The 24879-nt window shown below is 72.7% G+C and carries 28 protein-coding genes and 1 pseudogene; 19 read left to right on the plus strand and 10 right to left on the minus strand.

Annotated elements, in window-relative coordinates; genetic code table 11:
- Positions 1 to 42: 42 nt before the first annotated feature.
- Genes IE248_RS24690 through IE248_RS24700 form a run of 3 tightly spaced genes read left to right on the plus strand, consistent with a single transcriptional unit; the run spans position 43 to position 2815 of the window.
- Positions 43 to 1359: an MFS transporter gene (locus IE248_RS24690; protein WP_229895495.1), complete on the plus strand. Its 1317-nt coding sequence runs from the start codon at positions 43 to 45 to the stop codon at positions 1357 to 1359.
- Complete coding sequence (locus IE248_RS24695; RefSeq protein ID WP_190031703.1) at positions 1356 to 2525, plus strand: aminotransferase class I/II-fold pyridoxal phosphate-dependent enzyme; 1170 nt, start codon at positions 1356 to 1358, stop codon at positions 2523 to 2525. The genes IE248_RS24690 and IE248_RS24695 overlap by 4 nt, the downstream gene beginning before the upstream one ends.
- Complete coding sequence (locus IE248_RS24700; protein ID WP_008741230.1) at positions 2522 to 2815, plus strand: Dabb family protein; 294 nt, start codon at positions 2522 to 2524, stop codon at positions 2813 to 2815. Before IE248_RS24695 ends, IE248_RS24700 begins: the two co-directional genes overlap by 4 nt.
- Here IE248_RS24700 and IE248_RS24705 read toward each other — a convergent pair.
- Together IE248_RS24705 and IE248_RS24710 are read right to left on the minus strand one after the other, a co-directional pair.
- Positions 2781 to 4124, minus strand: coding sequence for an LCP family protein (locus tag IE248_RS24705; protein WP_190031704.1), 1344 nt, complete (start codon positions 4122 to 4124; stop codon positions 2781 to 2783). The genes IE248_RS24700 and IE248_RS24705 overlap by 35 nt on opposite strands.
- A gap of 99 nt (positions 4125 to 4223) precedes the next feature.
- Positions 4224 to 5795: a N,N-dimethylformamidase beta subunit family domain-containing protein gene (locus IE248_RS24710; protein WP_229895496.1), complete on the minus strand. Its 1572-nt coding sequence runs from the start codon at positions 5793 to 5795 to the stop codon at positions 4224 to 4226.
- Positions 5796 to 6117: 322 nt separating this feature from the next.
- On the opposite strand from IE248_RS24710, the gene IE248_RS24715 reads away from it, so the two are divergent.
- Positions 6118 to 6792, plus strand: a complete 675-nt coding sequence (locus IE248_RS24715; protein ID WP_190031817.1) for a DUF4232 domain-containing protein — start codon at positions 6118 to 6120, stop codon at positions 6790 to 6792.
- Here IE248_RS24715 and IE248_RS24720 read toward each other — a convergent pair.
- Positions 6777 to 7532: an ASCH domain-containing protein gene (locus tag IE248_RS24720; protein ID WP_229895497.1), complete on the minus strand. Its 756-nt coding sequence runs from the start codon at positions 7530 to 7532 to the stop codon at positions 6777 to 6779. The genes IE248_RS24715 and IE248_RS24720 overlap by 16 nt on opposite strands.
- Before the next feature lie 41 nt (positions 7533 to 7573).
- On the opposite strand from IE248_RS24720, the gene IE248_RS24725 reads away from it, so the two are divergent.
- Positions 7574 to 7867, plus strand: a complete 294-nt coding sequence (locus tag IE248_RS24725; protein WP_100582151.1) for a hypothetical protein — start codon at positions 7574 to 7576, stop codon at positions 7865 to 7867.
- Positions 7868 to 7882: 15 nt separating this feature from the next.
- On the opposite strand, the gene IE248_RS24730 is transcribed toward IE248_RS24725, so the two are convergent.
- Positions 7883 to 8674 (minus strand): SDR family NAD(P)-dependent oxidoreductase, encoded by a 792-nt coding sequence (locus tag IE248_RS24730; protein ID WP_190031706.1) that lies wholly within the window; start codon positions 8672 to 8674, stop codon positions 7883 to 7885.
- Between the two features lie 138 nt (positions 8675 to 8812).
- Between IE248_RS24730 and IE248_RS24735 the strand changes: the two genes are divergently transcribed.
- Both IE248_RS24735 and IE248_RS24740 read left to right on the plus strand, forming a co-directional pair.
- Entirely contained in the window at positions 8813 to 9427 is a 615-nt protein-coding gene (locus IE248_RS24735) for a TetR/AcrR family transcriptional regulator (protein ID WP_190031707.1), read from the plus strand.
- A gap of 41 nt (positions 9428 to 9468) precedes the next feature.
- Positions 9469 to 10233 carry a maleylpyruvate isomerase family mycothiol-dependent enzyme gene (locus IE248_RS24740; protein WP_190031708.1) on the plus strand — a complete coding sequence of 255 codons (765 nt, stop codon included), beginning with the start codon at positions 9469 to 9471 and terminating at the stop codon, positions 10231 to 10233.
- A gap of 110 nt (positions 10234 to 10343) precedes the next feature.
- Here IE248_RS24740 and IE248_RS24745 read toward each other — a convergent pair.
- Positions 10344 to 10660: pseudogene (locus IE248_RS24745) on the minus strand (transposase); the annotation flags it as partial.
- A 119-nt stretch (positions 10661 to 10779) separates the two neighbouring features.
- On the opposite strand from IE248_RS24745, the gene IE248_RS24750 reads away from it, so the two are divergent.
- Positions 10780 to 11418 (plus strand): SRPBCC family protein, encoded by a 639-nt coding sequence (locus IE248_RS24750; RefSeq protein WP_190031709.1) that lies wholly within the window; start codon positions 10780 to 10782, stop codon positions 11416 to 11418.
- 32 nt (positions 11419 to 11450) lie between these two features.
- Entirely contained in the window at positions 11451 to 12080 is a 630-nt protein-coding gene (locus IE248_RS24755) for a class I SAM-dependent methyltransferase (protein WP_190031710.1), read from the plus strand.
- A gap of 218 nt (positions 12081 to 12298) precedes the next feature.
- On the opposite strand, the gene IE248_RS24760 is transcribed toward IE248_RS24755, so the two are convergent.
- On the minus strand, positions 12299 to 12697 hold the full coding sequence (locus tag IE248_RS24760) for an STAS domain-containing protein (protein WP_229895511.1): 399 nt from the start codon (positions 12695 to 12697) through the stop codon (positions 12299 to 12301).
- A 174-nt stretch (positions 12698 to 12871) separates the two neighbouring features.
- On the opposite strand from IE248_RS24760, the gene IE248_RS24765 reads away from it, so the two are divergent.
- A complete protein-coding gene (locus IE248_RS24765) occupies positions 12872 to 13459 on the plus strand; it encodes a pyridoxamine 5'-phosphate oxidase family protein (protein ID WP_190031711.1) in 588 nt (195 codons plus the stop codon).
- Positions 13460 to 13661: 202 nt separating this feature from the next.
- Here IE248_RS24765 and IE248_RS24770 read toward each other — a convergent pair whose 3' ends face one another.
- Positions 13662 to 13850 (minus strand): hypothetical protein, encoded by a 189-nt coding sequence (locus IE248_RS24770; protein ID WP_229895512.1) that lies wholly within the window; start codon positions 13848 to 13850, stop codon positions 13662 to 13664.
- Positions 13851 to 14029: 179 nt separating this feature from the next.
- Here IE248_RS24770 and IE248_RS24775 point away from each other — a divergent pair, with 179 nt between their 5' ends.
- A complete protein-coding gene (locus IE248_RS24775; protein WP_190031713.1) occupies positions 14030 to 14482 on the plus strand; it encodes a hypothetical protein in 453 nt (150 codons plus the stop codon).
- Entirely contained in the window at positions 14482 to 14784 is a 303-nt protein-coding gene (locus IE248_RS24780) for a winged helix-turn-helix domain-containing protein (protein ID WP_037790056.1), read from the plus strand. The genes IE248_RS24775 and IE248_RS24780 overlap by 1 nt, the downstream gene beginning before the upstream one ends.
- A 33-nt stretch (positions 14785 to 14817) precedes the next feature.
- On the opposite strand, the gene IE248_RS24785 is transcribed toward IE248_RS24780, so the two are convergent.
- Complete coding sequence (locus IE248_RS24785) at positions 14818 to 15324, minus strand: MarR family winged helix-turn-helix transcriptional regulator (protein WP_008735577.1); 507 nt, start codon at positions 15322 to 15324, stop codon at positions 14818 to 14820.
- 155 nt (positions 15325 to 15479) lie between these two features.
- Between IE248_RS24785 and IE248_RS24790 the strand changes: the two genes are divergently transcribed.
- Both IE248_RS24790 and IE248_RS24795 read left to right on the plus strand, forming a co-directional pair.
- Positions 15480 to 16610 (plus strand): NADH:flavin oxidoreductase, encoded by a 1131-nt coding sequence (locus IE248_RS24790; RefSeq protein WP_190031714.1) that lies wholly within the window; start codon positions 15480 to 15482, stop codon positions 16608 to 16610.
- A gap of 179 nt (positions 16611 to 16789) precedes the next feature.
- Positions 16790 to 18016 carry a phospholipase D-like domain-containing protein gene (locus IE248_RS24795; RefSeq protein ID WP_190031715.1) on the plus strand — a complete coding sequence of 409 codons (1227 nt, stop codon included), beginning with the start codon at positions 16790 to 16792 and terminating at the stop codon, positions 18014 to 18016.
- A gap of 19 nt (positions 18017 to 18035) precedes the next feature.
- On the opposite strand, the gene IE248_RS24800 is transcribed toward IE248_RS24795, so the two are convergent.
- Positions 18036 to 19601 carry an FAD-dependent monooxygenase gene (locus IE248_RS24800; RefSeq protein ID WP_308438180.1) on the minus strand — a complete coding sequence of 522 codons (1566 nt, stop codon included), beginning with the start codon at positions 19599 to 19601 and terminating at the stop codon, positions 18036 to 18038.
- Positions 19602 to 19689: 88 nt separating this feature from the next.
- On the opposite strand from IE248_RS24800, the gene IE248_RS24805 reads away from it, so the two are divergent.
- The 3 genes from IE248_RS24805 (at position 19690) to IE248_RS24815 (ending at position 21595) form a co-directional block, all read left to right on the plus strand.
- Positions 19690 to 20250 carry a TetR/AcrR family transcriptional regulator gene (locus IE248_RS24805; protein WP_190031716.1) on the plus strand — a complete coding sequence of 187 codons (561 nt, stop codon included), beginning with the start codon at positions 19690 to 19692 and terminating at the stop codon, positions 20248 to 20250.
- A gap of 156 nt (positions 20251 to 20406) precedes the next feature.
- Positions 20407 to 20898 (plus strand): hypothetical protein, encoded by a 492-nt coding sequence (locus IE248_RS24810; RefSeq protein ID WP_073797385.1) that lies wholly within the window; start codon positions 20407 to 20409, stop codon positions 20896 to 20898.
- Between the two features lie 79 nt (positions 20899 to 20977).
- The gene (locus IE248_RS24815; protein WP_190031717.1) at positions 20978 to 21595 is read left to right on the plus strand and encodes a hypothetical protein; all 618 of its coding nucleotides are present in this window, start codon (positions 20978 to 20980) and stop codon (positions 21593 to 21595) included.
- A 43-nt stretch (positions 21596 to 21638) separates the two neighbouring features.
- Here IE248_RS24815 and IE248_RS24820 read toward each other — a convergent pair whose 3' ends face one another.
- Positions 21639 to 23090 (minus strand): amidase, encoded by a 1452-nt coding sequence (locus tag IE248_RS24820; RefSeq protein WP_190031718.1) that lies wholly within the window; start codon positions 23088 to 23090, stop codon positions 21639 to 21641.
- Positions 23091 to 23212: 122 nt separating this feature from the next.
- Between IE248_RS24820 and IE248_RS24825 the strand changes: the two genes are divergently transcribed.
- Together IE248_RS24825 and IE248_RS24830 are read left to right on the plus strand one after the other, a co-directional pair.
- Entirely contained in the window at positions 23213 to 23842 is a 630-nt protein-coding gene (locus IE248_RS24825; RefSeq protein WP_190031719.1) for a TetR/AcrR family transcriptional regulator, read from the plus strand.
- A 28-nt stretch (positions 23843 to 23870) separates the two neighbouring features.
- Positions 23871 to 24866: a magnesium and cobalt transport protein CorA gene (locus IE248_RS24830; RefSeq protein WP_190031720.1), complete on the plus strand. Its 996-nt coding sequence runs from the start codon at positions 23871 to 23873 to the stop codon at positions 24864 to 24866.
- The last annotated feature ends 13 nt before the right edge of the window (positions 24867 to 24879 follow it).

Here is a 24879-nt window from a genome sequence, read left to right on the forward strand (position 1 = left end):
ACCACCCTCACCACCATCACCCCTGAAGAAAGGTTGGCCGGAGTGTCAGACCGATTGAGCGGCGAGGAGGGCGCGGCCGGATTCCCCCTGCTGACCGTCCTCGCGCTGATGGCCGGAATCTTCGCGGTCGGCTCGGAAGAACTCGTGGTGTCCCCGCTGCTCGTGGACATGGCCGCCTCCTTCGACACGACGGTGGCCGTGATGGCGCTGTCCGTCAGCGCCTACGGCGTCAGCACGGCGATCGGCGCCCTGCTCTTCGCCCCGCTCGGCGACCGGTTCTCGCGCCGCCTCAGTCTGACGATCGGGATGGCCGCGTTCGTGTCGGGCACCTTGATGTGCGCGTTCGCGACCGGACCGGGGCTGTTCTTCACCGGGAGGGCGCTGGCCGGCCTGGCGACGGGAGCGTTCGTTCCGACCGCCTACGCCTTCGTCGGCGACCACATCGCCTACCGCCACCGCGCCAAGGCCATGGGCATCCTGGTGTCCAGCTGGTCGATCTCGCTCGTGCTCGGCGTGCCCATGGGGTCCTTCATCGGGCAGTGGGCGAACTGGCGGTGGACCTTCGGGATGCTCTCGGTACTGGGCGTGTTCGTCGCCTGCGTCCTGCTGATGACCCGGGTCGGCGCCGGCCCCGCCACGGACGGGGTCCCCCCGCAGGCGACCGCGCCGGACACGGCCCCGGCCCCGGACCCCGTCTCGTCGCAGCGCTGGATCCAGTCGGCGGCCCGCGCGTTCCTGGCGCCGAAGGTGAGCCTGTACGTACTGGCGACCTTCCTGAACATGCTCGGCTTCTACGGCATGTACACCTTCCTCGGCAGCGCCCTGCAGTACCGGTTCGGCGACGGAAGCTCCATGACCGGCATCATGATCCTGCTGTACGGCCTCGGGTTCGCGACGAGCTTCGTCACCGGCAGGTGGGCCGACAAGCTGGGCAAGGAGCGGGTCCTCATCGCCCTGCTGGGCGGCCTGGTCCCGGCCCTCGTGGCCATCCCGCTCGTCGCCGGGTGGACGCCGCTGCTGGTGCTCTGCCTGTTCCTCTGGGGCGCGATGCAGAGCCTGGTCGTCACCCTGCTCAGCACCCTCCTCAGCGAGTCCTCCCAGCAGTACCGCGGTACCGTCCTCGCCTTCTACAGCCTCGCGACCAACCTCGCGGTGGCCCTCGGCGCCGCGCTGCTCGGCCCCCTGTTCACGGCGTACGGGTTCTCCGCCCTCGGCTGGGTCTGCGCCGGCATCACCCTCGTCGCCTTCGTCCTCAGCGGATGGGCCCAGAGGCGGGGCTCCGAGCGGGCGGCGAAGGACACCGCGCGGCCGGCGACGGGCGGCGAGCGGGCGGCGACGGGCGGCGGTGGCCGCAGGTGAGGACCGAACCCGCGCACCGGCTCCTCGGCCTGCCCCGGAGTTCGTTCGCGACGACCGCGGGCAGGATCGCCGAACTCGTCGAGGCCGGCGAGGACGTCGTCAACCTGTGCCAGGGGAACCCCGACCTCCCCACCCCGCCGCACATCGTCGAGGCCCTGCGCCAAGAGGTGCTCGACCCCGCCACGCACCGGTACCCGGCCTTCTCCGGCATGCTCGAACTCAAGGCCGCCATCGCCGGCTGGTACGCCGCGCACCACCAGGTCCAACTGGACCCCGAGTCCGAGGTCGCGATCCTGTTCGGCGCGAAGGCCGGCCTGGTGGAGATCAGCCAGTGCTTCCTGAACCCGGGCGACGTCTGCCTCATGCCGGATCCCGCCTTTCCGGACTACTGGGCCGGAGTGGTGCTCGCCGGAGCGCGCATGCACCCCCTTCCGCTGCTGCGGGAGAACGGTTTCCTCCCGGACTACGACGCCCTCGACCCGGCCGTGCTCCGCGCGGCCAGGCTGATGTTCCTGAACTACCCCAACAACCCGACCTCGGTGACGGCCCCGCCGGAGTTCTACGAGCGCACCGTCGAGTTCGCCGCCGAGCACGACGTCATCGTCGCATCCGACTTCGCCTACGGGGCGCTGGCCCTCGGGGGCCCCGCGCCGGTCTCGTTCCTGCGGGCGGCCGGCGCCAAGGAGGTCGGTGTCGAGTTCATCTCGCTGTCCAAGACGTTCAACATGGCGGGATGGCGGGTCGGCGCCGTCGTGGGCAACCGCGACGTCATCTCCGCGATCAACCTCATCCAGGAGCACTACTACGTCTCGCTCCCGCCGTTCATCCAACGGGCCGCCGTCGCGGCGCTCACCGGTCCCCAGACGTGCGTCCACGAGCTGTCGGAGATCTACGCACGCCGCAGGGACGTCTTCGTCGCGGGGCTCCGGGACGCCGGATGGCACCTCGACGTACCGCGGTCGATCTTCGCCTGGCTGCCGGTACCCGGCGGGGGAGGTTCCGTCGCGTTCGCCGACGAGCTGCTCCGAAAGGCCAACGTGGCCGTGGCGCCCGGCCGTTGGTTCGGGGAGCACGGCGAAGGATACGTACGGGTGAGCCTCCTGGCGCCCGAGGACAGACTCAGGGAGGCCGTCGAACGCCTCTCCACCACATGGGGGAAACCGTGATACGCCACGTCGTGCTCTTCACCTTCAAGCCCGGCGTCGACTGGAGCGATCCGCGGGTCCTGGAAGCGGAACGCACCGCGGCCAGGGTCGGCGCCGAGGTACCCGAACTCAGGGAGTGGCGCCACGGGCGCAACGTCTCGACGCGCCCCATCGCCTGCGACTTCCTGGTCGACGGACTCCTCGACGACATGGAAGCGGTCGAGAGGTACCTCGTCCACCCCTTCCACCAGGACGCGATCGCCCAATGGCGGGAGATCAGCGACTGGGTGATGGTCGACGTAGAGCAGTAGGGGAGGCCTGACGCCGGGTCAGACAGCCCAGGCGGTCGGCCGTCACCGGGGCGCCCTCGGCGACGTTCCGGTCGTAGGTGACCGCCCTGACCTCGGGCTTCCGGGCGCCCACCGCGACGTCGAAGGCACCGTCGTGTCCGGGGACCACCTGCCGCCGGGCCCCCGGGAGCGCCGCCGCGAGGGTCGCGGCGTCGGATTCCCGTCCGGGCGCGTAGCGGATCACCGGCGGACCGGCGGGCCTGACCTCCGGTGCCCGCGCCGAGGTGTCCGTGACGATGAAGCCCGCCGCCCTGAGGCCCGCCGCCGCCCCGGCGTCGTCGATCCGTACCGTGATCCCGGCGGGGTTGGTCACCGCCGGGGTCCGGGGGACCGGCTGGATGGCCGGGTCCCCGGTGATCGGCCGGTCCTGCGCCAGCGCCTTCCACAGCGCCCGCGAGCGGGCCTCGTGCCAGACGAGGGTGGAGCCCACCCCGGGCACGCGGTGGTCGAACTCCTCGATCGGGACGGTGGCGAACTCGGTCCGCTCGGGCCGCAGCCGCGCGAGCGCCAGGCCGATGCGCGCCAGGTCGGCCACGCCCGTGCGGTCGTCCGTGCGCACCGACTTCAGCAGCGTCGCCGCGGTCCCGGCGGCCGCCGCCGGATCGGCCAGCGCGCCCTCGGCGGTGAGCCGGGTCAGCAGGTCGGAGACGGTGCGCTGCTGGCGCCGCACCCGGCCCAGGTCACCGGGACGCTCGATGTGCCGGGCCCGCACGAAGCGCAGGGTGCCGTTGCCGTCCGCGTGGTGCATGCCCGGGGTCAGATCCAGACCTGAGTTCTCGTCCTGGAGGTGCCGGTCGGTGCAGAGGGTCGCGCCCCCGAGGCCGTTGACCGTCTGCTCGAACCCGGTGAACCCGGTCTCCAGGAAGTGGTCCACCCGCAGCCCGGTGACCTTCTCGACGGTCTTGACGGTCAGCGCCCGGCCCCCGCGGGCGTACGCCCCGTTGATCTTTCCCCGGACGCCGCTGCCGTCGGCGTACTCCACGTAGGAGTCCCGGGGCAGGGAGACCACGCTCGCCCGGCGGGAGTCCCGCGAGAGGTGGACCAGCATCATCACATCGGTGCAGTTGCAGCCCTTGCCGCCGACGTGCAGCCGGTTCTTCTCCGCCTTCGACAGCCCGGCACGGCTGTCGACACCGACGACGAGGACGTTCGTCCCGTTCCCGTTGCCGTTCCCGATTCCCGGCGGGGGAGGGCCGGCCGGCGCGGCGGTCCAGGCCGCACCCGACACCAGAGTGGCCAGCAGCGTCATGGCGGCGGTGGTACGGAGCATCGCGGACTCCCGAAGACCGGGCGGACCGGCGCATCGGCATGCGGCCGCGCCGGCGGATCGGAGCCCAGACGCTAGCGAGGGCCCCCGGCGCGGCGGCCACTACACGCCGGTCGCTGCTTCCTCCGGGGCGCCGGGGTCACCGTAATGGAGCGCGACGGTGTCCACCGCCGGCCGCGCGCACCCCGCGGGACCCGCGGCGAACGCCCGCAGGACGTTCTCGGTGACGGTACGCGTGAACCGCCCCGCCCGGCCGTCCAGCCCGTGGTTCGCCTTGCCGCCGCCGGCTCCCCGGGCCTCCAGGGACTCCACCCACCTCATCGTCCCCGCCGCGAACAGGCCGGCGCCGGAGGGCAGCGAGGCGTAGACGGTGTCCGCGTACGAGGCCCTGCCCTTGCACACCACGGGCGAGTGGGCCAGGATCTCGATCGGTCTCGGCGTCGGGTACCGCAGGTCCACCCGGTCGTACTCCACCCCCACCAGGTGCGCGAACGCGTCCCCCGCGACGGCTCCGGTCCCCGCCAGCAGCCAGTGGTCCGGACGGGCCACCACGTAGGGCGCGTCGACCGGGTACCCGTCGTAGATCACCCCGAGCAGGCCGCTCTCCGGATCCGGGTCCGGAGAGCGGCGGAAGTCGTTGGTCGGCGGCAGCCCTCCCCGGTACCCGGGATCCAGCGCGTAGTCGTCCTTGTAACAGACCATGATCCGGTCCGGGCCGGTCGCCGAGTCCTCGAACCGCACCCGCCGGTAGCAGCAGTTCGCCCCGAACACCGCCAGGTTCGTACCGGAGTCCCGGGCCGCGGCCACGTGCCGGCGCTGCTCCGGGCTCCAGTACTCGTCGTGCCCCGGCGACAGCAGCGCCACCGCCCCGCGTGCCCGCGTCCGCCCGCGCGCCAGGTCGAGGCCGGTCGCGTACGCGAGGGGAAGCCCCATCCGCTCCGCCACCGCCAGCAGCGGCGCCTCGTACGTCAGGAACAGACCGGCCCCGTGCCCGCTGCGGTAGGGCCGCTCGAAGCTCACCGCCAGCGATCTCGACCCCTTCTTCCCCGTCGGCCCCTCGTACAGGTCGGCGCCGCCCCACCGGTTGTACGCCTGCCAGGTGGCGGTGGCATGGACGAACAGCACCCGCCCCGCAGCCGACGCCGAGCGCACGGTCAGCGGGACGAACCGCTGGGCCCGCTCGCCCCCCACGGTGTCCAGCCGCAGCAGATAACTGCCCTCCGGCCAGCCGCCCGTGTCGAGGCCGAGGGTCCTTTCCCACCCGGCCCACGCCATCCGGGTGGCGGGATCCGTGCGGGCCGCCCCCTGGAGGACTCCGGGCACCGCGGGCGAACGCCACACCAGCCGGGCCCGGGCACCGCCGTACCAGCCCATCCGGTACGCCGACACGGTGAACGCGGGAGCGGTCGTCGACACCCGCAGCCCCACCCGCTCCCCGCTCAGGACCGAGTCGCGGTCGGCGTACCCCTCGACGGCGCGCGCCGCCCCGGGGCGGGTGATCCGCCAGTCCGCCGCGCCCGTACGGGAGTTCTCCTCCCGTACGTCGAGGCCCGGCCCGCCGCCCGCCGCCGAGGCGGCGCCGGGGCCCGCCCCCGAGAGGGCGGCCGCCGCCGCGAAACCGAGCACCTGCCTGCGCGCGGGCCCGACACCCCGCCGTGGTTGCCTCTGTGCCACCGCACCACGGTAGGCCCGCCGTCGGGCCCCGACGGGCCGACAGGCCGCGAGCTGACGCCCGGTCAAGAGCCGCCGCGTTACGGGTCTGTCCCAGTGGCCGGCGCTCGTACGCGCGTACGGAGCGGTGCCGGGAACCGCCGTCCCGGCAGGTCGGCGGGGCGGCCGGGCCCCGCCCGCCCGGCCATGCGTGTAACGGGAATGTATGAGCGGGTGAGGGGGCGGAACGGATCACCGGCCCGGTGGGTCCTGATGATCAGAAACGCTCGCTCGTACCGACTCGTGCGGAGCGGTCGGACCCCCAACCGATACTGAGGAAGACATGATGCGCGTTCACAAGCTCACCGTCATCGCAGCCCTGGCCGCCGCCGCGAGCCTCTCGCTCACCGCCTGCCAGAACGGCGACGACGGCGCGGCGGGGAGCGGCACGTCCTCCGCGCCCTCCGCGTCTTCCTCGAAGGGCGCCCCGGACCAGGCCGGCTCGGCCCAGCCCGGCTCGGCCCAGCCCGGCGGGAAGGGCGGCACGGCTGCCGGCAAGGGCACCGCCGCCGGCACCACCACGCCCGGTTCCGGCAAGACCGGCAAGTGCCGCACCGACGACCTGGAGATCAAGGCGCTGGACCACACCATCGACGGCGACACCGACGGCACCGTCGCGGTGGAGCTGAAGAACCGCAGCGGCCGGGACTGCGCGATCTCCGGGTACGCGGGCGTCGACCTGAAGACCAGCGCGGGATCGCTGTCCGCGAAGCGCACGGGCGAGCAGGCCCCGGCGGGCGTCCTCAAGAAGGGGAAGACGGTCGCCTTCGGCATCAACTACCCGCTCAACACGTCCGGCGGCTCCGGCGTCCGGATCACGGGACTGGTGGTGACCCCGCCGGACGAGACGAAGTCGGTCACCCTCCCCTGGCCGGGCACCGCCACCCTCCCCGTCACGGACGGCTCCGGCACCCCGGTCAAGGTCGGCCCCATCGGCAGCGCCGGTCAGGGCGGCGAGTGACGGAAGTGAACGATGGTGACCTCGTCGCTCGACTTGATGTCGGGGTAGTGGAACCGCAGCCTGTCCTGCAGCTCCGCGAGATCGTCGAACCCGTCGGCGACGGCGTCCACCTCGGTCAGCTCGCCCACGCCCTTGGAAGTGATCCGAGTGACCACACCGGGCAGCACCACCTCGTCGTCCAACTCGAACACCATGTCCACCGGGCCCGTCTCCACCGGGTCCCGGAACCGCACCGTGGTCGTCTTCCGCCCCGTGCGCACGGCATCGAGATAGGCGCGGTGGAAGTGCAGGGACTGCACCGGGGCCGAACGCGGCGCGCTGTCGGACCCTGCGGGCTGCTCCGCCCAGACGTAGGCGTGCGGCAGAAGGCCGGTGATCGTGACACTGCGAATGCCGCCGGCCACCGGCACCAGGACGCGGATACCAGGGTGGTGGTCCAGCAGGACCTGCCGGTCCCGGCCACACGGCGCGAGCACGCCGCGTCCCGTGTCACCGACGGCAACGATCGTCGTCAGATCCCGTGCTCCCGCAGCGCGCGCATGCCCGAGCGCCACCAGCTCCGCGCAAGGCCCGCCCGTGAAGTGATAGAGGTTGATGCCACCGAACATCCGGCCCTGTGCGTCTCTCACCGCCGCCCCGACGGTGTGCACCTCACCGTCACCGTTGGCCTCGACGACGCCCCGGGCGAACTCGACCAGCTCCATGTCTTCTTCTGTCGGCATGCGCATCGTGCTGTCCATCCGACAAACCTACCCGCGTCGTCCCCTACAGTGCCGAAAGTATGACGGCACTCGCATCCTTCACCTTCGTGCGCCACACAGACGGGCTCCGCTACCGCTTCGAACGCGACGGCGAGCACAACGGACGCCCTGCCTACCGCCGAACGGACGGGCACGTGTGGTGTGTCTGGTCGCCGACCGACGGCTGGCATTGCGAAATAGCTGACGGTCTCGTGACAGCCCATCCCCTCGACAGCCACGCTGACGAACCCGAACCCCCAGCCACCGTCTGGCGCAGCTTCAAAGACGACCGCTCCTACCTCTACGACCTTCGGACCCTCGACCCCGAAGCCTGATCCGCCGGACAGCGTCTAGCGGTGTGCGCGCTGGGCCTCGACCATCTGCCGCACGGAGCCGTCGACGCCCGCCCGGGCCTGGATGCGCTCGGCGAAGCCGGGGAACTGCCCGGCGACGGCGCTGAGCAGCCGCAGCTCCAGCGGCGCCACGTTGACCTCGCAGCGGTCGCGGTGGACCGCCCGTACGACGCCGTCGGCGACCTGGCCCGGCGTGACGGTCCTCATGCCCTTGGGCGGGGCGGCGCCGGTGGCCGCGAACATCCCGGCGTCGCGGACGAACCCGGGCTGCACCAGGGACACCCCCACCCCCGTGCCCCTGAGTTCCTGGCGCAGGGCCAGGGCGAATCCGCGCAGCCCGAACTTCGTCGCGTTGTACAGGGAGGTCGACTTGGTCGCCGCCTTGCCGGAGAGGGAACCGACCAGCACGATGTGGCCGCGGCCGCGCGCCACCATGTGCTCCGAGAGCAGCCGGGACAGCAGGACGGGCGCGCGCAGGTTGACGTCGAGGGCGCGGTCGAGCTGCTCCTCGGTGTAGTCGCCGAGGTCGCCGCTGGCCGGCAGCGCGGCGTTCGCGACGAGGACGTCCGCGTCGGCGCAGCTCTCGGCGAGGCGCAGGACATCGGACCGGACGGCCAGATCGGCGACCTCGGTACGGGCGCCCCAGGCGTCGGCGACGACCTTGAGGGCTTCCTCCCGGCGCCCGCTGACCGTGAGGCGCGCCCCCTGCGCCGTCAGGCGCGCGGCCAGTGCGGAGCCGATGCCCCCGGTGGCCCCGGTGAGTAGAACATTCGATCCTGATAGGTCCACGATCACTCCCGCGCGGCAGACTGTTGTTCGTTCGAACGAACAGTAGGGATCGCCCCCTCGGCTGTCCACACCCCCGGACACCCCAACTCGCCCGCCCTGCCCGGCCGCTGGCCCCGGCCGATGGGGCACAATGCCGACATGCCCCACGCTTCCGACACCCGCCAGCGCATCATCGACGCAGTACTGCGGATCATCGGGCAGGACGGCATCGCCGCCGTCACCAACCGGCGCATCGCGAAGGAGGCCGGGGTCTCCCTCGGCTCCGTCACCTACCACTTCGCCACCCAGCACGAGCTGCTGCGCGAAAGCCTGCTGCACTTCGTGGCCGAGGAGACCCGGCACTTCACGGCACTCGCCGACGAATGCTCCGACGAATGCTCCGACGAGCGCTTCGACATCGGGCAGGCGGCCGAGGTGGTCGCCCAGGTCGCGGGCGGCAACGCCTTCGACAGCCGGCACATCGCGCCCTTCGAGCTGTACGTCCAGGCCGGCCGCGACGAACGGCTGCGCGCCTCCGCGGCCGAGTGCTTCGCCGCGTACGACCTGCTGGCCACCCGGATCCTGACCCAGCTCGGCGTACCGGACCCCGAGCGCCTGGCCGGGGCGGCCGTAGCCCTGGTCTTCGGGCAGCAGCTGCGCCGCCTGGCCACCGGCGCCCCCGCCGAGGACCTCGTCGAAACCCTCCTGGTCCTCACGCGGTTGACCCCCGCGCGGACCCCGTGGAAAGGGGAGGACATCTCATTTGGGGCCTAAATCGAGTGCGAGTGTTCCGGTCCGGGTGATACAAGGTCAGCGTGACTGAGCATCTCTACTTCCCCTCCCTGCTGCGGATGATCGACGAGCGTTCCGCCGCGTTCCGCGAGGCCGTCGCCGCGGCCCCCACCCTCGACGCCGACGTCCCGTCCTGCCCGGGCTGGACGCTGTACGACCTGGCGAACCACCTCAGTGAGGGGGACCGCTTCTGGGCCCACATCGTGCGGAACACCGCGCCGGGCGACGAGCGGCCGAGCAAGGACGGGCTGGCGGCGCCCAGGGAGCGCGAGGCCCTCATAGCCTGGCTGGCCGACTCGACGGAGCAGCTGCTTGCCGCTCTGCGCGAGGCCGGCCCGGACGGGAGCTGCTGGGCCTGGTGGGAGCCGCTGGCCTCGCCGCACACGGTGGCCGCCGTGGCCCGCCGCCGCGTCGCGGAGTCGCTGATCCACACCTACGACGCCCAGCTGGCCTCCGGTGACCCGCAGGAGCTGCCGACGACCGAGGCGGTCGACGCCATCGAGGAGTTCCTCGCCACCGTCTGCACCGTCACGGTCCCGTGGCCGGGTGAGCCCGCGACCATGGACTACCACGCGGCCGAGGGTGGCTCCTGGCGCCAGACGGTGGACGCCGCCGGTTCCCGCTTCACCCGCCTCACCGCGGCGGACGCCGCCGAGAGCAAGCCCACCGCCGCCATCCACGGCACGGCGAGTGAGATGGCCCTGCTCATGTACATGCGCATCCCGGCCGGCTCGCTGCGGATGGAGGGCGACGCCGACCTGCTCCAGCGGCTGCAGAACGGGGGCTGAGAGAAAAGTGGTCGGCCTTGAGCTCGTAGCGGCGGTGGAGCCGGCGGAAGCCGCCGAGCCGGGCGACAGCGCGCTCGATCGCTCGATCGCCCAGCGGTGCCGGCCGAGGCGGTAGGGTTCGGACCCGTCAGCTCGCCCTTTTCAGGGCCCGCATGTTCACCGCATCGACCGCGCACCTCGACCAGTCCAGCTCGCCATGCGCGCTGAGTTCGTCCAGGACGACCGAGTGGAGCTTGGCCCACACCCGGGCCCTGCTCCACTCGGTGAAGCGCCGATGGGCGGTAGGCCCGGACGGGCCGAAACAGGGCGGCAGCTGAGCCCACGTACACCCCGACGTCGCCACGAACACGATCGCCGCCAACACCTCCCGGTCCCCGTACCGACGCCGACCGCCGCCCTGCGGGCGCGTCGGCGCAGCCGGCACCACCGGGCGGGGACCGTCCCGCTCTTGCCCCTCACCCCTTCTGGGTTATAGCGTCTAACAATCACGTGATGCCTTGCCGATCGGCAGGGCATCAAGTCGCGCGTCTCACGAAGGGGAGCCCCATGCCCGGGACCCATCGCACGCACCTCCGCGCCCTGTTCACCGTCCCCCTCGCCATCGGGCTCCTCGGCGGCGCCGCGTTACCCGCTGGAGCGGCGGCTTCCTCCGGCTCCCGCGCCGCCGAGTCCCTCACCTGCCGCGGAGCCGGCGTCGACCCCGCCGCCCGCGTCCGCCACCGGGCCGAGATCCTCGTCCGCGCCCCGCTGCGCACCGTCTGGAAGCTCCAGACCGACATCGAGCGCTGGCCGTCCTGGCAGGCTCCCGTGACCACCGCGGAACGCCTCGACCACGGCCCCCTCCGCCGGGGTTCGGCCTTCCGGTGGACGACCCCGGTACCCCCCAATCCGACCCCGGCCACCCGCCTGGACATCACCTCGACCGTCGGACAGCTCCGGCACCACTCCTGCATCCGCTGGACCGGCCCCGCGACCGGCGAGGGACTCCACATCGACGGCGTCCACGTCTGGAACTTCACCGCGGTCCCCGGAGGCGTCAGGGTTAGCACCGAGGAGACCCACACCGGCCCCCAGGTCGACGCGGACGTCCCCACCGCGACCGCCATCCTCCGCCAGGGCCTCGACGCATGGCTGAGCGACCTCAAGACCACCGCCGAGGCCCGCACCCCCCACCAGCCGAACTGACCGCGAACGGCGCGGGTGTTACCTTCCCTGTCGTGGCGGAACACCAGGACGAGACCAGGGCGGCCTACGACGCGGTCGTCGAGCTCTACGCGTCGATGTTCGCCGACCGGCTGGAGACGCAGCCGTTCGCGCGGGCCATGGTCGCCACCTTCGCCGAGCTGGTGCGCGCGACGGGCAACACGCGGACGGCCGACGTCGGATGCGGCCCCGGACACCTGACGGCGATGCTGCACGACCTGGAGCTGGACGCCTTCGGCCTCGACATCTCCCCGGCCATGATCGGCCACGCCCGGCGCACGCACCCCTCCCTGCGGTTCGAGGAGGCGCGGATGGAGGCCCTGCCCGTCGGGGACCGCGCGCTGGGCGGCGTGGTGGCCCGCTACTCGATGATCCACACCCCGCCGGCGGAACTGCCCGCGCTGCTCGCCGAGCAGGCGCGCGTCCTGGCGCCCGGGGGCCTGCTCCTGGTCTCGTTCTTCGGGACCGAAGGGCCGGAGCCGGTCCGTTTCGACCACAAGGTGACGCCCGCGTACAGCTGGCCGGTGGACCTCTTCGCCGAGCTGCTGACCGGGGCCGGCCTCGCACCCTTCGCCCGACTGCTCCACGACCCGGCCACCGAGCGGGGCTTCCTCGACGCCCACGTACTGGCCCGCCTCCCGTAACCCGGCTCACGCGCGAGTCCCCAGCCGGGGAGGCCGCCGGGCACCGCCACCTCGGCCGGGCGGGGAAGTACGTGCCGTCGAACAGCGGCCCGGCGCGGCTCGGCGCCCTCGGCCCCTGCGCGCACGCCGTTGCCCACGCCGTCGCCGCGCCGCCGGACACACCGAGCAGCCGCGGGATGCGCGGCCGGCACCCCCGGCCGGCGCCCCCCCGCGGCCGGTCAGGCCCGTGGCAGCCATCCCGCGGCGAAGTCCGCGCGGTCCCTCGCCCGTTGCGCCCGCTCCTCGATCAGCCGCCGGAAGCCGGCCAGCGCGTACCGCTCGCCGACGGCCGATCCCGGCCCGGGGATGCCGGCGACCTCGGCCATCAGCCGCTGTGGCTGCGGCTGCCAGCCGATGGCCAGGACCCGCAGGCCCAGGCCCTCCGCGCGCCGGTGCAGATCCAACAGGTGCAGCAGACCGTCGGCGTCCATGGAAACCATGCCGTGCAGATCCACCATGAGGTCCCGTTCGAAACCCGTGACCCCCTCCAGCGCCCGCTGGAGCGCCGCCCCCGCCTCGTCGTCGAGATTCCCGCTGACCTTGGCCAGGACCGAACCGCCGCTGCACTGGACGTCCATGGTGATCAATGCGTTCTCCTCCCACCCGCGGGCACCGCGCCCGCCGGCCCTCCCATCCTGACCCGGCGCTCCCGGCCAGGCTGCGAGGCTCGCTGGGGCTCGGGCATCCGCGCGCCGCCCGGCCCGGAGGATTTCGTTAGACAGGCGAATAGTTTCCCTACATAATCCTTAGACATGGGAAAGGCTTACGAACGCATCGACGGCCGGCTGCGTACCTTCATCGAGCAGCAGCCGGTCTTCTTCACCGCGACCGCCCCGCTGGTCGGCGACGGCACGGTCAACCTCTCCCCCAAGGGCCTCAAGGGCTCCTTCGCGGTGCTCGACGAGAAGCGGATCGCCTATCTCGACTTCGCCGGCAGCACCGCCGAGACCATCGCACACCTGCGGGAGAACGGCCGGATCACGGTGATGTGGTGCGCGTTCCAGGGACCGCCCAACATCGTCCGCGTACACGGCCGTGGCGAGCCCGTCTTCCGCGACGACCCGCGTTTCGGGGAACTGCTCGCGCACTTCCCCGACATCGACCCGGCCCCGCACGGCCTGCGCGCGATCATCGTGGTGACGGCCGAACTCGTCCGCGACTCCTGCGGATACGGGGTGCCCTTCATGTCGTACGACGAGGACCGCGACCTGCACGGCAAGCGCTTCGCGCGCGAGGACGACGCCTCGCTGAGCGCGTACTTCAGCAAGAAGGACCACATCGCGCAGAGCATCGACGGCCTGCCCGGCCTGCCCCTCCCGCTGCCCCCCGGCAACTTCTGAGCCCCGAGCCGGACCGGCCCGGCTGGGTGGCCTCCCGCAAGGAGGACATCGACCCCCGCCCGCCGGTACTACCGCCTCACCGCCACCGACGCCGGGAAGGCCGGCGAGGCGCTGACCAAGGCCCGCCGCCCGAGCCGCACCGCCCTGCGCGGCCTGGCGGCCTCCGCGGCCCCCGCCGCCCCCGCGCGCCGCGGCGCGGGCCTCAGTGCTCCCACCAGAGATCGATCGACGCGCTGACCCGGTCCCGCAGGCAGGACGAGTGCGCGCGGACCTGCTGACGCAGCACACCAGCGTCGTGCGCGGGGTCGAGCGGATCGAACCGGACCACGGTCGCCGACGCGTCCTGCTCCACATCGACGGTCAGGTCACAGAAACAACAGGCGTACTTCACATCCAACAGTGCACTTCCTCAGCGCCAGTCCACGGCGCCGGGCGCGCCGCCACCCGAACCTACGGGAGACACCCGCGCGGCACACACCGATTTCCACCACCTTCTTTCCCGCCAGGAAAGAAGGTGGTACTTTCTCTACAGGAAAGTACTCGGAAGACCGATGACCAGGAACGCCGCCCATGAACCCTCACGACGCGCAGACCGCCCTCAACGCCATACGGCACCGGCAGGAGCAGACGTTCGACGCCTATCTGCGGCACGCCCACTCCCGCCCCTACGTGCTCATCGCGGCGCTGGGCCTGTTCCTCGTGTGCGCGTCCTTCGATCTGCAGAGCCCTTGGAGGGCCGCCGTGGTCGTGGTGGCGAACGGGCTGACCCTGGGCGGGCTGTTCGTGCACCAGCGCCGGGCTCCCGTTCGCCGGAAGACCGCCGGCCCGGAGACGCTGTTCTACGCGGCCGTGGGGGTGGCCCTCCTCGGGCTCTTCTGGGCGGTGGCGATCGGCGCCCACTTCCTCGGCCTTCCGGCGCGGCACACGCTCGCCGCGGCCGTCACCGCCCTCGCGGCCGTGGTCGCCTCGTACGCGTTGCGCCCGGTCGCCGAGTCGATCGTCCGCGGGAACGGCAACGGCTGATGGACCCCGACTTCGACGAGTTCCTGCACGTCCCGGCGCGACTCGCGGTCGTCGCGCTGCTGACTCCGGCCGACTGGGTGGAGTTCGGGTTCGTCCGCGACGCGGTGGGCACCAGCGACTCGGCCCTGTCCAAGCAGATCGCCGCACTGGCGGGCGCCGGGTACGTCGAGGTCCGCAAGACGCGGAACAGCACGGGACGCCACACCCACCTCCGCCTCACCCCGCACGGGCGCCAGGCGTTCCAGCGGCACGCCTCGGCCCTGGAGAGGATCGTGGCGGCGGCGCGCACGCCTCCGCTGTAGTCGCGCCATCGCCGCCCGGCAGTGCCGCAGCGCCTACGGGGCGGGAGCCGCGGTCTCCCGCGAGGCGCGCGGCGGGTGGCACGCGGCGCGGGCGCCGTCTTCCTCCGGGCGCGGCCAGTACCGCCCTTCGAGGGCCTCGGCGCTGCGGTTGAGCCGGACCAGGACGTCCTCCAGCTCCCGCACCTCCGCGGGGGACCAGTCGGCGACCACCCGGGCCAGACAGGACCGGTTGACCTCGCGGTCTCCGGCGAGCCGGTGCCCGCCTTCGGCGGTGATGCGCAGCTTGCGGGCCATGCCGCCGTCCGGGTCCGCGACGCGCTCGGCCAGTCCGCAGCGCAGCAGCGCGGCCGTCTGGCGGTTCACGGTCGAGGTGTCGAGCCCGAAGGCCTCCGCCAACTGTCCGATGGACATCGGGCCTTGCGTGTCGATCCGGCTGAGCAGCAGGTACGCCGACCGCTCCAGGCGTTCGGGGTCGCGCTCGCGCCGGGCGAGCACCTGGTGCCGCGTGAGCAGCATCAGCTCCCGCTCCAGTTTCTCCAGCACTGCGCCTCCCCCTCCTTCCGGCGCTCCATTATCGCCCATCGCCGATCCGCGGACCGGCGGACCGCGGCAATATGCATCATACATAGCGTGTGTACTATGCACTTCTCGTCGTCCCCCCGACGAACCACAGCCTCACCCCCCGGAGGACCCGCATGACCGTCACCACGTCCACCGCCTCCCGCGCGGCCGAGATCCTGTCCCGGCCCGTCACGCTGAACGGCCTGACCGTCCCCAACCGCATCGCGATGGCTCCGATGACGCGGATGTTCTCCCCCGGCGGCGTGCCCGGTGAGGACGTACGGGCGTACTACGCCAGCCGGGCCGCCGCGGGCGTGGGCCTGATCGTCACCGAGGGCACCTACGTGGGCCACCAGTCCGCCGGGCAGAGCGACCGGGTGCCGCGGTTCCACGGCGAGGACCAGCTGGCGGGGTGGGCGAAGGTCGCCGCGGCCGTGCACGAGGCGGGCGGCACGATCGTGCCTCAGCTGTGGCACATAGGCATGGTGCGCAAGCAGGGCGACGCGCCGTACGCCGACGCGCCCGCCGTCGGCCCCTCCGGCATCCGCGTCGACGGCACCGAGGGAACCGGCGAGGCGATGACCCGCGCCGACCTCGACGACGTCATCGGCGCGTTCGCCGACGCCGCCGCGGAAGCCGAGCGGATCGGCTTCGACGGCGTCGAACTGCACGGCGCCCACGGCTACCTGCTCGACCAGTTCCTGTGGGAGCGGACCAACCGCCGCACCGACGCCTACGGCGGCGACGCGGTGGCCCGTACGAAGTTCGCCGCCGAGATCGTGGCCGCGGTCCGCGAGCGCGTCCGGGCCGACTTCCCGGTGATCTTCCGCTACTCGCAGTGGAAGCAGGAGGCCTACGACGCCCGCCTCGCGCAGACCCCGCAGGAGCTGGAGGCGATCCTGGCCCCGCTGGCGGCGGCCGGCGTCGACGTCTTCCACGCCTCCACCCGGCGCTACTGGCTCCCGGAGTTCGAGGGCTCGGACCTGAACCTGGCGGGCTGGACGAAGAAGCTCACCGGCCGGCCGACCATCACCGTCGGCTCGGTCGGCCTCGACGGCGACTTCATCCGCGCCTTCGCGGGCGAGGGCGCGGCGCTCGGCGACATCGACAACCTCCTGGACCGCATGGAACGCGACGAGTTCGACATGGTCGCCGTCGGCCGGGCGCTGCTCCAGGACCCGCACTGGGCGGCGAAGGTCCTCGGCAACCGCCTCGACGAGCTGAAGCCGTACGACGCGGCGGCGCTCAAGTCGCTCAGCCGGTAGCCGCCAGCCGCAGCGGGGCCGCCGACCGCCGCACAGGAGTCGGCCGGCCCCGCCGCCCGGGTTTGGGACCCGCGATCGCGGCCATACGGCCACCGAACAGCGTCCGGCCCCGCCACGGGGTCCGACCCGAGCGGGCCGGGAACCACGGCGCGCGCAGCGTCTGCCCGAGGAGCCCCGCCATGACCCGTACCGAAGCCGCCCGTACCGAAGCCGCCCGTACCGAGACCGCAGCGCCGCAGGCCACCCGGGATGACGAGCGCATCCACCGCATCCGGCGCCGGCTGGAGCGGCTCATCGGCATCGCGGCGACCGAGGGGAACTCCGTACGCCCCCTGCGCAACGGCGACGAGATCTTCACCGCGATGCTGGACGCCATCGGCTCCGCCCGCCACACGATCGACATGATGACCTTCGTCTACTGGAAGGGCGCCATCGCCCGCCGGTTCGCCGAGGCCCTGGCCGAGCGGGCCAGTGAGGGCGTGCGGGTGCGGCTGCTCCTGGACGGTTTCGGCAGCCGCCTGATCGAGCGGGACCTGCTGGACCGGATGGACGCGGCCGGGGTGGACATCGCCTGGTTCCGCAGACCCGTCTTCCTCTCCCCGCTCAAGCAGAACCACCGCTGCCACCGCAAGGTCCTGGTCATCGACGAACAGACCGCCTTCACCGGCGGCGTGGGCATAGCGGAGGAGTGGTGCGGCGACGCCCGCAGCCCGCGCGAATGGCGCGACACCCACGCCGAGGTCCGCGGGCCCGCCGTCGACGGGATCGCCGCGGCCTTCGCCCAGAACTGGGCCGAGTGCCATCCCGAGCTCTTCGACGCCCGCGACCGCTTCGTGTCCCACGAGCCCGCCGGCTCCGCCGTCGTCCAGGTGGTGCGGGGCTCGGCCGCCTTCGGCTGGCAGGACATGCAGACGCTGATGCGGGTGATCCTGGAATCGGCCGAGGAGCGCGTGCGCCTGGCGACCGCCTACTTCGCTCCCGACGACTTCTTCGTCGAGCTGCTCACCGCCACGGCCCGCCGGGGCGTCACCGTCGAGATCCTGCTGCCCGGGCCGCACACCGACAAGCGGGTGTGCCAGCTCGCGGGCCAGCACCACTACGAGGCGCTCACCGCCGCCGGCGTGCGCATCCACCAGTACCAGCCGACGATGATGCACGCCAAGGTCATCACCATGGACGGCGTGGTCTCCCTCATCGGCTCCTCGAACTTCAACCGCCGCTCCCTCGACCACGACGAGGAGGTCATGCTCGCCGTGATGGACCCGGACGTCACCCGGACCCTGGACGAGCACTACGACCAGGACCTGGAGGCCAGCGCCCTGATCGGCGCGCAGCGCTGGAAGCGCCGCTCCCTCGTGCAGCGCGCCCGGGAACTGTCGGTCCGCCCGCTGCGCCGCTTCCTGTGAGGTGAGGTGACGCTGAGGCTCACCCCTTCCCGGCGTCCCCCAGCCAGCGCGTCAGGGCGGCTTCCAGGCCGGCGGTCCCACCCGTGGCCGACGCCCACGCCACGAAACCGTCGGGGCGCACCAGCATGCCGCTCACCCCGGCGTCCTCCGAACTGCCCCGGAGCAGCTCCAGACGCCCGGCGTACGGCTCGGCCAGGGCTGCCAGCTCGGCCGCCTGCTCGTCGTCCCCGGTGAGGTCGACGAGCAGGGCCCGGCCCCCGTGGGCGTGGTCGGCCGGCCGGCTGCCGTCGTCCAGCCGGAGCCTCGGCATCAGCGCGCCGACCATCGGATGGCCGTCCCCCAGGTCGTAGCGCTGCCCCAGGCCGGAGATCCGCCGCGCGTAGAGGGTCGCCCCGTCCCGGGTGCCGAGGAAGTCGGTGACCACGGCCCGGAGCGCACTGCTGTAGGTGTCGCCGCGCATCGCGGCCACCTGCGCACGCGTCCAGTCGAGCACCCCCGCGCCGACGGGGTGCCGTTCGCCGGTGTACGTGTCGAGCAGGCCCTCGGGCGCCCACCCCCGTACGGTGGCGGCGAGTTTCCAGCCCAGGTTGACGGCATCGCCGAGCCCCAGGTTCAGGCCCTGGCCGCTGAACGGCGAGTGGACGTGGGCGGCGTCCCCGCAGAGCAGCACGCGACCGCGCCGGTAGGCCGTCGCCTGCCGGGCGTGGTCCGTGAAGCGCGTGCCGCCCTCGGCGACCTCGCTCACCCGGACGTCGATGCCGCTGACGCGCCGCAGACTGGCGTCCATCTCGGCCGCGGTGACCGGCGCCTCCCGGTCCGCCGGGGGGCCGTCCAGCTCGACGGTGCGGATCCAGCCCGGCACCGGCCCGTAGTGGTAGACGCCGGTGGGAGTGTGCTGCCAGCCCCGTCCCAGAAGCTCCGCCCCTTCCACGGTGCCGGTCGCCTGGCGGACGGTGATCAGCGGGTCCGTACCGGCGAACTCGAAGCCCGCCAGGCGCCGGACCAGGCTGCGGCCGCCGTCGCAGCCGACGAGCCACGCCACGCGCACGGCGTCGCCGCCGTCGTTGCTGTCGCTGTCGCCGTCGCTGTCGTGCAGGTGGACGGTGACGCCTTCCTCGTCCGCGTCGAATCCGCGCACCTCGACCCCGGTCCGGACCTCGACCCCCAGCTCCGCCGCGCGCTCGCCGAGGATCCGCTCCACCTTGGCCTGCGGGACCGCGAGGAACCAGTGGGGCCCGCGGCCGCGCAGGACGGGGTCCTGCTCGTCGACGGCTCCGGCGGGGACGTGGATCCCGCCGAAGTGCCCGGCGAAGGGCGCCCGTTTGCGATCCCCCTGGAACGGCAGCCGCCCCTGTACCGCCTCCACCGCGGGGAGCAGCCCCCGCCGCTCGAAAGCCTCGGCAGAGGCGGTGTTGATCCCCGCCGCCCTGGGCGCGGTGTCGGGCTCCGTACGCCGTTCGACGACCACCACCCGGACCCCCGCCAGCGCCAGTTCCGCGGCGAGCATCAAGCCGACCGGCCCGGCGCCCGCCACGAGCACGTCGTGGTCCGGTGTCGTCGACATCCCGAGAGTGCTCACGAGCACCGCCCTTAAGATAGAGGGTTGTATCTTGCGAACCTCAGGCTAGGGCGCCGAGATAAGATAGGCAAATCTATCCAATGGAGGTGTACGGATGCCCGAGCGACGCCGCGGAGCGGCACTGGAGAAGGCGCTCCTCGATGCGGCCTGGGAAGAACTCACGGCCGGCGGCTACGCGAGGTTCACCATGGACGCCGTCGTCCAGCGCGCCGGCACCAGCCCTCCCGTGCTCTACCGCCGCTGGTCCGACCGCGACGCGCTCGTACGGGCGGCCATCACGCACGTCCTGGAGCGGTCCCGGGTCGAGGTCCCCGACACCGGGAGCCTGCGCGAGGACGTCCTCACCCTCCTGCGGACGATCAACGCCACCCGCGTCCAGCTCGTCACCGCCATGAGCGCGCACCTGGCCGGCTACCACCAGGCGACGGGCGCCGACCTCGGCGACCTTCTCGCCACCGGAGGCGAGAACCCCGCCGACGCCATCTTCGACCGCGCCGTCGACCGCGGGGAGATCGCACCGGACCGCCTCAGCGAACGCGTCAAGTCCCTCCCCTTCGACCTGCTGCGCCACGAGATCCTCGTGACCCGCGCCCCCGCGCCCGACGACGTCCTCGAAGAGATCGTCGACACGATCTTCCTCCCCCTCGTGCGCTGACCGCGACGGGCGCGCACCTCGGGGGCCGGTACCCGCCAGTAGGTTTCCAACAGGGCCTGGTTACAGTGGTCTTGACTGTCCGTCGGCGACGTTCGCAGCCGGCGGGAGAGCGTGCGTGCGGCGGTGCGCCGTCGCGCGCGGGAACGTAAGGAAATCATGGGTTCGATACACAAGCGCATCGGAGCGGTCCTCGGTTCGGCCGCCCTCTTCGTCGGCGTGGGGCTCACGGCCGGGGCCGGCACCGCCAGCGCCGACGAGACGGGAGACCTCGCCTCCGACGTCGACGTCTCGGTGTCCGCGACCGGGGTCTCGGGGCTCACCGCGATGTCGGCGGACGGGTCGCTCACCGTCAGCATCGTCAGCCCCAGGGACGGCCACGAAATGGGCTTCGTCCGGTGGAACGCCGACCCGGCGCCCGCGCCCGGCATCCCGGGCGACTCCCTCATCGCCAAGGACATCAGCCCCGACGGCTGGGCGGTCGAGGCCGAGCTGAGCAACGGCCGCATCGCCTCCACGCGCGGCCACAAGGCGATCTACATGAAGGTCGCCTCCGGGAACCTGCCCGAGGGCCACCCGTACAAGCTGCGCGGGTGCGTGGTGAAGGGCAGCGAGCGCCAGTGCACCCAGTGGCGCCCGGTCCACGCCTGATCCGCTGAAGGGCCGGGCCCCTCAACGGCCCGGCCGACGCCCGAGCCCCGGGGGAGCAATGAATCATCGCTCGGTCCGTGTGATCGGTATGACCGTCGCCGCGTTGGCCTGCCTGGCCGGGTGTGGCGGCGGCGAGCCCCTCGACGGCTCCGCGCCCGAGCCCCGCCCGTCCGCCGTACCCGCCTACGTGGCCGCCTACCGGGCCGGATACACCGCGGGCAAGGCCGTCTACGACTCCTCGGGCAAGGGCGCGGCCGTGCGCGAGACCGTATGGGGCGGCTGTACGCGCCGGGCCCTGCAGGCCGGCGGCGCCGCCGAGGAGGATCGTGGCGCCTGGGTACGGGGCTGCCTGGGCGGCGTCGCCCATGCCCCCGAGCAGTTGCCCACCGGCCCCGTGACCAAGAGGACCACGGATGCGGAAATGCTGGAGCGGTTCCGCGCCCGGGCCCGCGCCGAGGGCGAGACGCGGCAAGCCGACCACGTCCGCGTGCTGACCGTCGTCCAACTGACCGAACGGGACTATGACGTCGAGTTGAGCACGGACTACCCGGCAGGGCCGCCCGGGAAGCCCGGATCCGAATCGCTCGCCCGGAGTTTCGTCGACTGGTGGGAGGGCGATCACGGCCGGGACGGCACCGCCAGGAACGTGCTGGTCCTCGGGGCGGACGGGAAGAGGCTGACCGCACAGCGCATCTGAGGCGCGCCGGCGGCGTCCGATACCGGGCCGCCGTTCCCGGGGGTCAGGCAACCGGGAGGGCGCCCGCCCAGACGGGGGGCGTGCGCCGCGCCCAGGGGGCGGCCCTCTCCAGTTGCCCGGCAAGGCGGAACAGCACGTCCTCGCGCCCGTACCCGGCGGCGAACTGGATGCCGATCGGCATGCCGGTCGCCGGATCGGCCGCCAGCGGCACCGACATGGCGGGCGTGCCGGCGACGTTGAAGGCCGCGGTGAACGGCGACCTGTGGAACAGGTGCTCCAGCCAGCCCCGGCCGTCCGCCCCCTCCGAGCCGTGGTGGTAGGTGCCTATGGCCGGGGGGAGTTCGGGAAGCGCGGGTGTCAGCAGTACGTCGCGACGCTCGAAGTGCGCGCCGATCGCCCGGGCGACCCGGTTGCGCACGTCGAGGGCCCGTACGAACTCCGCACCGCTCACCCCGCGGCCCCAGGCGTAGCTCGCCAGCATCTCGGGCTCGACGGTCGTCTCGTCCACGGGGCGGCCGTACGCCTCGGCGAAGCCGTCGATCCAGGTCACCAGGTTCGCCGTCCACAGCCGGGCGTTGGCGAGGACGAACTCCTCCCAGCTCACCCCGAGGTCCACGCAGGTGGGTTCGACCCGGTGGCCGAGCGACTCCAGCAGGCGGGCGGCGGCCAGGGTGGCCTCGTGTACGGCCGGTTCCACGGCGCGTCCGTTCAAGGGGGTGGTGAGCAGCCCGACGTGCAGCCGCCCCGGGTCGCGGGTGCTCTCCTCGGCGTACGGGCGCCGGGGAGGTGCCGCGAAGTAGGGATCGCCGCTCTCGGGGCCGTGGATCAGGTCGAGGAGCGTCGCGCTGTCGCGCACGGTCCGGCTGAGGGCGCCGTGCACCGCCAGGCCGTTGAAGACCTCGTCGGCGTCCGGACCCATGGAGACGCGGCCGCGGGTGGGCTTGAGCCCGAACAGCCCCGTACTGGCCGCCGGGACGCGGATCGAGCCGGCCGCGTCGGTGGCGTGCGCGAGGGGGGTGATGCCGGCGGCGACGGCCGCGGCCGAACCGCCGCTGGAACCCCCCGGCGTCCGGCCGAGGTCCCAGGGGTTGCGGGTCGCTCCCGTGAGGACCGGCTCCGTGGTGGTGCTGTAGGCGAATTCGGGGGACGCCGTACGGCCCAGCGTCACCAGACCGGCCCGCCGGAACCGCCGCATGAGGAAGGAGTCCGCCGCCGCCACGTTGCCGGCGGCGAGGCGGCTGCCCAGTTCGACGCGCTTGCCCTTCATGGCCACCGCCAGGTCCTTGATGAGGAACGGGACACCGGCGAGCGGCGTGCTGCCGGGGCGCGGGGCGTCCTCGGCCGGCCAGTCCTCCACGACCGCGTTGATACGGGGATTGACGGCGGCCATCGCCTCCCGGGCCGAGGCGGCGAGTTCCGCGGCGGTGACGTCTCCTCGTGCGACGAGCCGTGCCAGCCCCACGGCGTCGTACCGGGTGTATTCGTGCAGCTTCAAGATGTCCAGCCTCGCGATAGTCCGATCGGTCCCGTGCGATACCGATCGGTATCGTCCGGGGATGGTCGGTAACGTAGCATGAGCGGAGAGAGGCCGGCGACGGCGAGCGAAGTGAGGCGGAGATGGCGAGCAGCACCCCACGGCCCGGCCGCGATACGCGAGTGGCCCGCCTGCCCCCGCGCGAACGCATCCTCGACGCCGCCGAGGAGCTCTTCCTGAGCGAGGGCGTCAGGGCCGTCGGGGTCCAGGCCATCGCCGAGCGGGCGAAGACCACGAAGATGGCCCTGTACCGGCACTTCGCGACCAAGGACGCCCTGATCGAGGAGTGGCTGCGCATCGTCGCGGTGGGGTACTCGACCGCCTTCGACCGGACAGAGGCCGAGCACCCCGGCGACGGCCGGGGCCAGGTCCTCGCCGTGACGCGGTTCATCGCCGAGGGGCTGCCGGACATCGCGCGGCGGGGCTGTCCCTTCGTCAACTCCATCGCCGGGCTGCCCGACCGGGGACACCCGGCCCGCCGGCTGATCGAGGGCCACAAGGCCACCCAGCGGCGCAGGCTCACGGACATGTGCCAGAGGGCCGGCGTGCGCTCTCCCGACGAGGCCGCAGCGGAGATCACCTTCCTCTTGGAGGGCGCTCAGATCAGCGCCCAGAACGGAAGCGTCGACCGCGTGGGGGAGCGGCTCCTCGCCGCGGTCGAGGGCGTCCTGGAGAGGGGCGGGGCGGAAATCCCGGCCCGAGGGGGCGCATGAAGCCGGCGTTGTGAAGCATGTGCGTGAGATGGAATGCGTCATTTACGACAAGGGATCGGGCCGCTCGGAGTACGTGGAGTGCGAGCTGCCCGACGAGGAGTGCCAGCGCGTCCTGAAGCGGCTGCGGGGAGTGGGTGACGGCGAGTTCGCCTGGGTGCGCCTCGCGGACCCCTCCGAGGACGAACTGCTCCAGCTGGCCGAGGAACTGGGCCTGCACCCGTTGGCCGTCGAGGACGCGGTCCACGCCCAGCAGCGCCCGAAGCGGGAACGGTTCGGCGACGTCCTGGCCATCGCGCTGAAGACCCTCTGGTACGTGGAGGAGGAGACGGCGGTGGAGACCGGCGAGATCATGCTCTTCGTCGGGCCCCGCGCCGTACTGACCGTGCGCCACGGCGCGGTCGATCCCTGCGCCGAGGCCGCCCGCCGGCTCGACTCCGACCCGGACATGCTGCGCTTCGGCCCGTGGGCCGTCCTGCACGCCGTGCTGGACGTCGCCGTCGACGCCTACAGCGACGCCGCCCGCAGGGTGCGCGCCGCACTCAACCGGCTGGAGGACCAGGTCTTCTCGACCTCGCGCGTCGATCACACCCAGGGCATCTACTCCCTCAAGCGGGAAGTGCGCGAGTTCCGAGACGCGGTGCAGCCGCTCGTCCCGGTGGCGCAAGGGCTCCTCAGCGGCCCGGGCGCGGCGGACCTCGACCCGAAGATCGCCCCGTACCTCCGCGACGTGAGCGACCACCTCCACCGTACGGACATCGAGGTGCGCACCCTGGACGAGCTGCTGGACTCGGTCCTGAGCGCCCAGCAGGCCCGGGTGGGCACCTGGCAGAACGACGACATGCGGCGCATCTCGGCCTGGGCCGCGATCTTCGCGATCCCCACGATGGTCGCCGGCGTCTACGGCATGAACTTCGAGCACATGCCGGAACTGCGCTGGGCCTACGGCTACCCGCTCGCCGTGGCCCTCATGGCCCTGGCATCAGGACTCCTCCACCGGGTCTTCCGCCGCAACGGCTGGCTGTAGCACCCCGCAGTCG

It is taken from the genome of Streptomyces goshikiensis (assembly GCF_014650555.1).
GTDB classification, from domain to species: domain Bacteria; phylum Actinomycetota; class Actinomycetes; order Streptomycetales; family Streptomycetaceae; genus Streptomyces; species Streptomyces goshikiensis.

Excerpts from the sequence above, each read along its gene's own strand:
- IE248_RS24705 (WP_190031704.1), bottom strand. The coding sequence starts at position 4,124 with ATGCTCCGTACCACCGCCGCCATGACGCTGCTGGCCACTCTGGTGTCG.
- IE248_RS24715 (WP_190031817.1), top strand. The coding sequence starts at position 6,118 with ATGCGCGTTCACAAGCTCACCGTCATCGCAGCCCTGGCCGCCGCCGCG.
- IE248_RS24720 (WP_229895497.1), bottom strand. The coding sequence starts at position 7,532 with ATGGACAGCACGATGCGCATGCCGACAGAAGAAGACATGGAGCTGGTC.
- IE248_RS24725 (WP_100582151.1), top strand. The coding sequence starts at position 7,574 with ATGACGGCACTCGCATCCTTCACCTTCGTGCGCCACACAGACGGGCTC.
- IE248_RS24735 (WP_190031707.1), top strand. The coding sequence starts at position 8,813 with ATGCCCCACGCTTCCGACACCCGCCAGCGCATCATCGACGCAGTACTG.
- IE248_RS24750 (WP_190031709.1), top strand. The coding sequence starts at position 10,780 with ATGCCCGGGACCCATCGCACGCACCTCCGCGCCCTGTTCACCGTCCCC.
- IE248_RS24760 (WP_229895511.1), bottom strand. The coding sequence starts at position 12,697 with ATGGACGTCCAGTGCAGCGGCGGTTCGGTCCTGGCCAAGGTCAGCGGG.
- IE248_RS24765 (WP_190031711.1), top strand. The coding sequence starts at position 12,872 with ATGGGAAAGGCTTACGAACGCATCGACGGCCGGCTGCGTACCTTCATC.
- IE248_RS24775 (WP_190031713.1), top strand. The coding sequence starts at position 14,030 with ATGAACCCTCACGACGCGCAGACCGCCCTCAACGCCATACGGCACCGG.
- IE248_RS24780 (WP_037790056.1), top strand. The coding sequence starts at position 14,482 with ATGGACCCCGACTTCGACGAGTTCCTGCACGTCCCGGCGCGACTCGCG.
- IE248_RS24790 (WP_190031714.1), top strand. The coding sequence starts at position 15,480 with ATGACCGTCACCACGTCCACCGCCTCCCGCGCGGCCGAGATCCTGTCC.
- IE248_RS24795 (WP_190031715.1), top strand. The coding sequence starts at position 16,790 with ATGACCCGTACCGAAGCCGCCCGTACCGAAGCCGCCCGTACCGAGACC.
- IE248_RS24805 (WP_190031716.1), top strand. The coding sequence starts at position 19,690 with ATGCCCGAGCGACGCCGCGGAGCGGCACTGGAGAAGGCGCTCCTCGAT.
- IE248_RS24810 (WP_073797385.1), top strand. The coding sequence starts at position 20,407 with ATGGGTTCGATACACAAGCGCATCGGAGCGGTCCTCGGTTCGGCCGCC.
- IE248_RS24825 (WP_190031719.1), top strand. The coding sequence starts at position 23,213 with ATGGCGAGCAGCACCCCACGGCCCGGCCGCGATACGCGAGTGGCCCGC.
- IE248_RS24830 (WP_190031720.1), top strand. The coding sequence starts at position 23,871 with ATGGAATGCGTCATTTACGACAAGGGATCGGGCCGCTCGGAGTACGTG.